This window comes from Kitasatospora sp. UYEF31, assembly GCF_057291755.1.
On record NZ_JBXAWK010000032.1, the window covers coordinates 62781 to 72241 of the forward strand.

The 9461-nt window shown below is 64.1% G+C and carries 9 protein-coding genes; 5 read left to right on the top strand and 4 right to left on the bottom strand.

Annotated elements, in window-relative coordinates; all coding sequences use genetic code 11:
* Positions 1-65: 65 nt before the first annotated feature.
* The 4 genes from AC0Z36_RS17520 to AC0Z36_RS17535 all read right to left on the bottom strand — a co-directional run bounded on the left by AC0Z36_RS17520 (position 66) and on the right by AC0Z36_RS17535 (position 3802).
* A complete protein-coding gene (locus AC0Z36_RS17520) occupies positions 66-938 on the bottom strand; it encodes a 1,4-dihydroxy-6-naphtoate synthase (RefSeq protein ID WP_485463845.1) in 873 nt (290 codons plus the stop codon).
* Positions 935-1639, bottom strand: a complete 705-nt coding sequence (locus AC0Z36_RS17525; RefSeq protein WP_485463846.1) for a futalosine hydrolase — start codon at positions 1637-1639, stop codon at positions 935-937. Before AC0Z36_RS17525 ends, AC0Z36_RS17520 begins: the two co-directional genes overlap by 4 nt.
* Positions 1640-1648: 9 nt before the next feature.
* Positions 1649-2152: a hypothetical protein gene (locus tag AC0Z36_RS17530; protein ID WP_485463847.1), complete on the bottom strand. Its 504-nt coding sequence runs from the start codon at positions 2150-2152 to the stop codon at positions 1649-1651.
* Between the two features lie 213 nt (positions 2153-2365).
* Positions 2366-3802, bottom strand: a complete 1437-nt coding sequence (locus AC0Z36_RS17535; protein ID WP_485463854.1) for an MFS transporter — start codon at positions 3800-3802, stop codon at positions 2366-2368.
* Positions 3803-4211: 409 nt separating this feature from the next.
* Here AC0Z36_RS17535 and AC0Z36_RS17540 point away from each other — a divergent pair, with 409 nt between their 5' ends.
* The 5 genes from AC0Z36_RS17540 (at position 4212) to AC0Z36_RS17560 (ending at position 9302) form a co-directional block, all read left to right on the top strand.
* Positions 4212-5045 carry a DUF3027 domain-containing protein gene (locus AC0Z36_RS17540; protein ID WP_485463848.1) on the top strand — a complete coding sequence of 278 codons (834 nt, stop codon included), beginning with the start codon at positions 4212-4214 and terminating at the stop codon, positions 5043-5045.
* Between the two features lie 156 nt (positions 5046-5201).
* Positions 5202-5618, top strand: coding sequence for a hypothetical protein (locus AC0Z36_RS17545; RefSeq protein ID WP_485463849.1), 417 nt, complete (start codon positions 5202-5204; stop codon positions 5616-5618).
* Positions 5619-5624: 6 nt separating this feature from the next.
* Positions 5625-7823 (top strand): DUF6571 family protein, encoded by a 2199-nt coding sequence (locus AC0Z36_RS17550; protein ID WP_485463850.1) that lies wholly within the window; start codon positions 5625-5627, stop codon positions 7821-7823.
* Entirely contained in the window at positions 7820-8482 is a 663-nt protein-coding gene (locus AC0Z36_RS17555) for a hypothetical protein (RefSeq protein WP_485463851.1), read from the top strand. The genes AC0Z36_RS17550 and AC0Z36_RS17555 overlap by 4 nt, the downstream gene beginning before the upstream one ends.
* A gap of 154 nt (positions 8483-8636) precedes the next feature.
* Positions 8637-9302 (top strand): hypothetical protein, encoded by a 666-nt coding sequence (locus AC0Z36_RS17560; protein WP_485463852.1) that lies wholly within the window; start codon positions 8637-8639, stop codon positions 9300-9302.
* Positions 9303-9461 lie beyond the last annotated feature (159 nt).

Consider the following 9461-nt stretch of genomic DNA (forward strand, 5'->3'; position numbering starts at 1 on the left):
AGACCACGATGACCGAAATCATGATTATTCAGCCCGGATGATCATGATTTCGGTCATCGTGGTCTTCAGGCCGGAAACTCGGGCCGGGAGTTCAGGCCGGGAAACTCCAGTGCCTCGTCGGAGACCGCAGGAACCAGGCCCTCGGCGGCGGCGCGGCCGAGCAGCCCGCGGACAGCGGCGTAACCGGCGTCGCCCAGGTCCCGGGTGAACTCGTTGACGTAGAGCCCGATGTGCTGGTCGGCGACGGCCGGGTCCATCTCCTGTGCGTGTTCGAGCACGTATGTACGAGAAGCCGCGGGGTCCGCCCAGGCGTGCTCGACCGAAGCGCGCGCCGCGGCGGCGATCGCCGGGAGGTCGAGCGTCCGGCGGGCGACGATCGCACCGAGCGGGATCGGCAGGCCGGTGTCCGACTCCCACCAGTCACCCATGTCGGCGATCTTCGTGAGGCCGTAGTCCTGGAAGGTGAACCGCGCCTCGTGGATCACCAGTCCGGCGTCGACGAGTCCGTCACGCACCGCGGGCATGATCTGGTCGAACGGCAGGACACGGATCTCGCCGACGCCGCCGGGCACCGAAGACGCCGCCCAGAGCCGGAACAGCAGGTACGCGGTGGACCGTTCGCTGGGCACCGCGACGACTTTGCCGGACAGGTCCGCGGGCGAGACAGCTTCCCGGCCGAGCACCAGCGGGCCGACCCCGTGGCCGAGCGCGCCGCCGCACGGCAGCAGCGCGTACTCGTCGAGGACCCACGGCAGCTGCGCGTACGAGATCTTCAGGATGTCCAGCCCGCCGCGCTCGGCAAGGCCGTTGGTGATGTCGATGTCCGCGTACGTGACGTCGATCCCCGGCGCCCCGGGCAGCAGGCCGTGCGCCCACGCGTGGAACGTGAACGTGTCGTTGGGGCACGGCGAGAACGCTATGGACAGCCGGTCACTCATATCGGGAACCCCTCAAACAGCACATCGAACACTGCGGTCAACTGCTTCAACGCGTCGGGGATGCGCCACGCCTCCCGGTCGCGGGGACCCACCGGATTGGACACGGTACGGATCTCCATGACGGGCACCGCGTGCGCTTCGGCGGCCGAAGCGACGCCAAAACCTTCCATGCCTTCGACGACACCCTCGAACGCACCACGCAGTTCGGCGGCCCGCCCGGCCGTCCCGGTCACCGTGGACACGGTCAGCGCGGGGCCCACGACCACCGGAAGACCGGCGTCGCGCAGCAGTTCAGCCGTACGGATGACAGCAAAAGCAGGCAGTGAACCCGTGCCGAAACCCAGGTCCTCGACGGGGATGAAACCGGCTGCCGACCCGGCGCCCAGGTCGGCGGCGATGATCCGGTCCGCGACCACAACGGTCCCCAGCGGGGCCACCGGAGCGAAGCCGCCGCCGATTCCGGCGCTGATGACCAGGTCGTACGGACTCCCGGCCAACTGTGCGGTGGTCAGGGCGCTCGACGCCGAGGTCGCGGCCGCGGCCGGACCGACACCCGCGGCCAGCACATCGACGGTCAACGGGCCGACTGTGGTGCGCAGCGCTGTCGGACAACCCGGCAGCACAAGGGGGAGGGCCGCCCGCCCGCCGAGCACCGCTGTGCGCTCGACGGGGACCGCAGTGACCACTAGGAGCCGGGTCACGAGCGGCACTTACTGCTGTTGTTGTTGCTGCGCCTGCAACCGCTTCTGGGTTTCCTTGTCCGGCATCTTCTTCGGGTTGATCTCGATCAGCCAGACGGCCTTGGCATCCAACGGCTTGTCGCTCGCCCGCTCAACGATCTGGATCCGGACCGGCTTGCCGGTGGAGAACATCGCGTCCGAGATTTTGAACGGGGCGGTGAAGTACGTCTTCGTGGTGACTTCGGTGAGTTGGTGGCCTTCGACGGCCATGTACCAGCCCTTTTCAGCCATCTTCGGTTCCACCCCGATGGAGAAGCTGGCACCGGTGTCCAGGGTCAGCTTGGCGTGGGGTGCCTGCTTGAAGGCCTCCTCGCCGGCCCCGCAGGCCTCAGACACCAGTTCGAGCGGCGTCTTTTTGTTGTCCTGGAGGCAAACGGCCTGGGTGTGATCCGACGTCGTCCCACTCACCAGTGTCACCAGGGGTGTGGGCTTCTCCAGGTCACAACCGGTCAGCGCGACGGCACCCAAAAGCATGGTGCCCGCGATAGCAGAACGACGGCGATTCAACATGATCGGAAGGCTACCGTCCGGGTTGGGGGTTGCTGCGCCGGGGCGGGCGGTTCGGCGCGTACGAGGGGTCCGTACGGGCTAATGACGGCAAGAAACTCACCCGGAAACAGCGAATAACCCGCCAGAGAGCAGCAAGAAACCCACCCGGGATCTAGCGGAAGAACGCGCCCGGTCCGCTCACCTGATCGTCTTGCGTACCTTCATCCCCGGCGACCGCTTCACGTTCGCCCGCCGCCCGGCGAGGCGGCGGCCCAGCACCACCAGCGCCACAAAGAGCACCGCCGCGCTGACGCTCATCCCGAGCGTGCCTTCCAACGGCAGGGCGATACCGACCGCACCGCCCACCACCCAGGCGAACTGAAGCGCGGTCTCCGACCTGGCGAAAGCGGACGTACGGACGACTTCGGGGATGTCCCGCTGGATCATCGCGTCCAGGGACAGTTTGGCCAGTGCCTGGCCCAGGCCGCCGACGGCGCTCACCGCGAGCACCGTGACCAGTGCGTAGTGCCAGGCGGCCGCCGCGGTCACGATGACTGACAGGGTCAGCACGCCCACGATGATCATCTCGGGGGCGCGGGACTTCAGCAGCGAACCGAGCACTGTGCCCAGGCCGTTTCCGAGCCCCGCCGCGACGACCACCGTGGCCGTCGCCACACCCGCCGTCATCCCGCCGACCGGGTGTTCCCGGAGCAGGAAGCCCAGAAAGAAGATCAGGAACCCGGAGAACCCGCGCAGCGCCGCATTGGCCCACAGAGCGAGCACGACTGCCGGGCCCACGCTGCGCAGCCTCCTGGACGCGGTGGCCCGATTCGGGTGCGGCAGCCGTTTGGTCAGGGTGTGCTCGTGCTCGGCCCCGGCAGTGCCGCCGGTGAAGGACGCCTTGTCCTCACCCTCGTCAGAGTCGACCTTCGCCGGGAGGGTGAACGACACCACCGCGCCCACGACGAACAGCGCCGCCGCGGCGTAGAGCATCCACGGCGTCCCCAGGGTCGACTTCAGCAGCCCGGCGATCGGGGCCGCCGCGGTCATGCCGAGCAGACCGAACATGTTGATCCGCGAATTGACCTTCACCAGGGACATCGACTTCGGCTGTACGCGCGGCACTGTGGCACTGCGCGACACGCCGTAGGCCTTGGAGGCCATCAGCACGCCGAACGCCGCCGGATACAGACTCAGATCCGAGTGCTGCACCGAACGGGCGATCGCGACGGCCATCAGCGCACGGGCCAGGAAGGTGATCGACAGGGCCAGTCGGCGGCCCCGCCGCATCCGGTCCAGGAGCGGACCGATCACCGGGGCCATCAACGTGAACGGAACCATGGTGATCAGCAGATACATGGCCACGCGGTTGCGGGCCTGGTCCGTCGGCACGGAGAAGAACACCGTGGTCGCCAGCGCCAGGGTCACCAGCGCGTCCCCGGCCTGGCTGACCACGTGCAACTCGATGAGCCGGCCCAGGCCGCTCTCGCCCGCGCCCTTGGACTTCGCCGCGCCCCGCAGTCGGCGCACGCCCCCGGTCACGGCGGAGCCGGTTCCGGCCGCCGCACGCCGGACCAGTCCCTTGTGCACTGTCCTGCCCTGCACCTTCGCCGCGGGGTGTGGCCCGGTCCCGATGTCTGTCACGCGGCACTCCTGCCCATAGGCCCGCAATGGATGCGGCGTGTATCCGGTCACTTGGGGGACCGGTCCCACCGCGTCAGCCGCCGCGGGTCCGGTCTGCGGAGAGCGCGGTGCTGCTCTGCGGAAAGCAACAGTGCCGCGCACCCCGGCACCGGCCAGGATTCCACGCTGGAGCAGTCTGCCGGGTGGGACCCCCGAAGAGTACGGATCACCCGTTAGGCCCGTCCGCGCCGGACGACTTATCCACCGGTCGGGCAACCTGTGGAAAGCGGATGATCTCCACGGACTACGGGCCAAACCGACCCCCCGCAGCTTCGTGCGACCTGCCCCGAAAACAGCGAATAGTGAAGACAACGAGGTAGGGCTGCCCACGACACGCCCCGCGTAAGAGAGAATCACTGACGTGAGTGTCGCGACCCGTAGCCGAAGCAGAACCCCCGACCGTCTAGCCGCCGAGGCGGTAGAGCTTGCCCGCACCGCCGCCGAGGACATCGCCGGCGCCGGACAGGTCGGCGAGCACCTTGGCGTGCAGCTGGACGGCGACCGCGTGGTCACCCACCTGTTCGCCAGTCTCGACCCCGCATACCGCGGCTGGCACTGGGCGGTAACCGTCGCCCGTGCGCCGCGGGCCAAACTGATCACTATCGACGAGTCGGTGCTCATGCCCGGCTCGGGCGCGATCCTGGCGCCCGAGTGGGTGCCGTGGAGCAAGCGCCTGCGCCCTGGTGACATCGGCGTGGGTGATCTGCTCCCCACCAAGGAGCACGACCCGCGCCTGGAGCCCGGTTACGCCCCGGCCGTCGAGGACGACCTGGCGGAGCCGCTCGGCACCGGGCCTGCCGCGGTCGCCCGCGAGCTGGGCCTGGACCGTCCCCGGGTGCTGTCCCTGCTCGGCCGCGACGAGGCGGCCGACCGCTGGGAGGACCGCTTCGGCCCGGAGACCCCGATGGCCCAGGCGGCCCCGGCGGACTGTGGCAGCTGCGGTTTCCTGCTGACCATCGGCGGGCCGCTCGGCCAGGCGTTCGGCGTGTGCGCCAACGAGTACGCCCCGTCCGACGGCTGCATGGTCGCCTTCAAGTACGGCTGCGGCGGCCACAGTGAGGCGGCGGTCATGCCCGACGCGCCGCCGGCCGCTCCGTTGTCGCTGGACGAGTTCGCGGTGGAGCCGGTCCGGCTGCACCACGAGCCGGGGTCGGTGGACGAGACGGCACCGGCGGAGGAGCTCGGGCACTCCTGAGCACGGCAAGACCCTCGGCGGTCTCTTCGGACGGCAGGGAAGCGGATGGATCTGACGCCCAGTCATTGACTTGTGACATACGGGAACATAGGGTTCCCAGTCGGTGTGCTTGATCATTTCAAGCGTCATTCAGCACCGCTGGTCGGGGGAGTGGCTGTGGACGATCGACAGGTCAGATTCTGGGCGGCGGTGGACCCGCAGGGGGCGCTGACGCCGACGCCTCGTCCTCCGCTACCCCCAAGGCCGAACACGCTGCTGCCGGGGCTGGGCGGCCCCACCGCTGACGTGTGCGTGGACACCACGCAGCTCGATCGGTTCGCGGGAACCAGTGACCGGTTGGCGGATGCGGCCCGTACGGGAAACAAGGAAGCCGAAGGCGCTGCCACCACCGCTGCCGCGGGGGTCCCCGGCTGGGCGCTGGAAAGCGCGCTGCGGGAGTTGTCCCGGGTGTGGCCCGACCAGACCAGCACGCTGATCAACCAGTTCAGGGCCATCGCGCAGCAGTTCCGCGAGCACGCTCAGCGTCAGCGCGGGACTGAACTCCTGGCCCAAGACCAGTACAGGCTCAGGTGACGGGCCGTGGTTGACGTACAACAACTGGCCCACGCGAATTTCGCCGGCCTCCAGGGCGGAGCCCAGGTCTGGAAGGAGATCGCCGGAAGCCTGCGCACTCTGGAGGCACGGACCACCGGTGAGCTGCTGAACGAGGTCGTAGGCTCGGGCTGGATAGAGCTATCCGTCGCCCTAGCGCAGCAGCAGATCAAGCGTACTGTCACGGACATCGCTGCGGCGATCGTTGAGGCGGAGGCCGTCGCCTCGATACTCGAAGACGCCTACAACGACTGCAAGACCCAGCAGGATGCGTTCCACCAGTTGGAGACCGAGGTCAAGGCGGCCGGAATGTGGATCATGCCGCCGCAGGGGCTGGTGGGCTTCACCCCGCCCTTCGAGGGGGTGGAGACCAATGAGGTCTGGGCGCACAAACGTGATGAACTCCTCGGTAAGGCCCACGCGTTCGAGCAGCGGATCAGTACGGCGCTCCGTCTGGCCACCGCGGCCGACGAAGCGGCTGCCGCATCGCTGAGGTCGACCAAGGGCGCCGACCCTAAGCGGTTCGACAGCCCGCAGGCTTTGGGCGCCGGGCCACATCAGGACGCGGTACGGGCCGTCCAGTTGCTGGGCCGGGTCGAAACACTGACGCCTGAAGAACTGACCGGACTCCGCTACCTCATCGAGTCCAACGCGGGCGACAAAGCCTTCTCCGTGGAGCTGATGCAGCGGATCGGTCCGGACAACCTGCTCACCGCGGTCGGCTTGATGTCGAAGATCGCGCCGGGGCCGTTGGACACCAGTCCATACGGAGTGACCAAACGGAACAGCCTGACCCAGCTTCAGCAGCAACTGGGGCTCAGCCTGGCGACTGCCAGCGGCGATCTCGCGCAGGACCCCACGTGGCTTCCGCGGCTGAAGGAGGCGGGGCGGGAGAAGGGCGGCCGGGGGACGGACGGCTATGGGTACCAGACCCTGGGCGCGCTCATGCATACCAACGCCACCGGGCCGGACGGGCGGCCGGCGAAGTTCGACAAGAAGTTCCTGAACGATGTGGCCAAGGATGTGGTGGCTTTTGAGAGGCAGGCCGGGCCGTCGGTGTGGAAGACGACGGCAGCCCGTCCGCCGTACCTGGCGGGCGGCCGGAACGATGCCGGCTACGACCCCATGACCGGCCTCATGGACGCGATGGCGAACAATCCGGAGGCGGCCACCGAGTACTTCGCCGGACTTACCGCGGGCGACCAGAAGTACTTGCTGCACGGCCGCCCAGCCATTGCTGACGGCACCCAGGAGTACGACCGGGAACGGCCACCCAAAGACTGGACGTACGCCAGTAAGGACGCGGTGGGCCGGGCGTTGGAATCGGCTGCCACCGGACACATTCCCGGGAGTAGCGACCCGGTGCCGATGCACAGCCCGGGCATGGCAAAGGTGATGGGCGACACTGTCACCTTCTTCGGAAGTGCTGAGATGTCGGGCAAGATTCCTGCGGAAATGCGGGACAGTGTCGCCAATTCGATGGCTGGCTATATCTCCGATGTGCACGGACAGATGGTCAGCAAGCACGGGATTACCCCGATTCCCGGCTGGGACCAGGGTGCGAATGCGGACTTCAAAGATAAACAGAACCTTATAAATGCTATCTATGGTGTTTCATTCGATCCAAATGCGGCTGCGACGCTGGCGGTCGCCGAGCAGGGGTACCTCTCTACCGGCCTGGACCGTATCGAGTACACATATGACAGGCGGATGAGGCATGATCCTGACGTTGAAAAAAACTTGCAGGCAGTGAAGAGTTTGCTCAAAGAGTCTGCTGGCGTTCTTGGTGTGATTAACGCAGCGCAGAACACGGTTGCCAACGACCTGGCTGCAGAAGCCAAGGGGCAGTATGAGAATGACATTCTATGGCAGAGTAAAAGAATGTATCACTATCCTGGATTCTTCCTAAACATGGCGCCAGGACCATTGGGGGATTTCCTTCAGCGCGGGATGAACATGTACGCCGATAATTGGTACGACGACCACGTCGGTGGTTTCACAGGAAGCGCCGACGGGAAAAATCGGACTCGCAACGCAGTTCTTGATGGCCAGATGAATAAAGTTGTGCTGCGGTGGGCGCAAACTAGCGGAGCTCAGGAAGACGTTTGGAAGCCGATCTGGAGCGAAGTTGAGAATAATATAATACAAGGCCCGGATTTCCTTAATTCAGGACGAGGGAAACAGTGAGCAGAAAGATAAATACGAAGACCTGGTTGATTATTTCGATGGCACTACTCGCCACTGTCTTCTCGATTGTTGTATATGCATCTTTCGGTCAGGGAGAATCCAGGCAGCAGAAGAATAAATCGGTTGCTGTGCAAATTCCGTCGGCATGCCTGCGGATATTTCATCCAGAGAATGATTTCACTGGAATATTCAAGACTTCGCCGAGTAAATATTACGCAAACGTGCATGGTGGTGAAAATGGTCCGGACTTGAGGGTCGGAGTGCATGGATGTGATGTCAATTCAGGGCAACTGGAAGACCTAATGGTTTACATTTCCAATATTTCCGCTGAGTATATTTCCGACCCGGATGAGGCGTTTTTGAATATCCCGGAAAGGAAATTTATTGCAAAATATCCAAATGGCCTTGAGGGTGCATTTTTCTCTGACTCTAATGGCGCAAAATTCTACACTCTTGCGATTCCGGAATGCCCATCTCACCCCACACTGCCGGACCAGTGGGGGCGTACTCGCCGGTCCGTGAACTTTATCGCGCGGACCGCTGACTCCACTCCGGAGATCGATCGTCGCCTCATCCGCCTATCCGTGCTCATCGCTAACCGCATCATGGACCAGACCGGCTGCGACGCTCCACGACTCCCCGTGCCGCCTGCGGAATGAGGACGGGGCTCCACCGGTAGTCCTGCACAGGCGGGCTTCTATAAAGTGGAAAGCTGTAGCAGTTAACTCATAGAAACGCTATCACTACCTGGCGTTTAGTCCAAAATGAAATCGAACACGGCAGAGACGTTCTTGACTTTGGGCGAGGAAAGCAATGAGTAGTGCGCGAAATCTGCGAGCGCGGATGGTCGGATTTGCAATTCTGGTTATTTTCGCCATTTCAACAGTCATCTATATATCCTCCAACACGGGAAAGGTGAAGCCTGAAAAGAAGGAATCCGGCAGTAAAATTCCGCCGCTCTGCCTAATGATCTTTAGGCCCGAGAGTGATTTTGCCGGAATTTTCAAATCCGAATCACGTGAATACTTTGCAAGCTCTTATGGGCAGGTCGATAATCTGAATCTAAGGATTGATTCACATAGTTGTGATGTTTATACCGAGAAGCGGGAATCGATTATGGCCTTCATTTCAAATGTTGAAGCAAGAAGGTTGTCTAACCCCACTGAATTCCCTCGGTCGTATCCAGATGTGAAACTCCTGAGAAAATACCCGAGCGGACTTGAAGGCGTTATTTACTCGAGTTCAATCCCTGAGGGTGACGAAAACTACCTTCTTGCAATCCCCGAATGCTCGTCCCACCCCACTCCTCCGGGCCGATTTGGTCCTGCACGCCGCTCGGTAAGTCTTCTCCCGACGATTCCCGAAATCACCCCGGAGATCGACCGTCGCCTCATCCGTCTATCCGTGCTGATCGCCAACCGCGTCATGGACCAGACCGGCTGCGACGCCCCACGACTCTCCGTACCGCCTGCAGAATAAGGATCCAGATCCACCGGCAGCACTGGACAGGCGGGCTTCTATCAAGTGGAGAGCTGTAGCAGTTGGTGGTGTCATACCGTCGTAGCAACAGTGCAGGTGGGAGGGGTTGCCGATGAGTGTGCGACGACCGTTGACGGCGGAGGACCGCGAGGAGATCGC

What these genes read in the sequence shown, in the direction of transcription:
- AC0Z36_RS17560 (WP_485463852.1), top strand. Translation starts at nt 8,637, where the DNA reads ATGAGTAGTGCGCGAAATCTGCGAGCGCGGATGGTCGGATTTGCAATT.
- AC0Z36_RS17530 (WP_485463847.1), bottom strand. Translation starts at nt 2,152, where the DNA reads ATGCTTTTGGGTGCCGTCGCGCTGACCGGTTGTGACCTGGAGAAGCCC.
- AC0Z36_RS17520 (WP_485463845.1), bottom strand. Translation starts at nt 938, where the DNA reads ATGAGTGACCGGCTGTCCATAGCGTTCTCGCCGTGCCCCAACGACACG.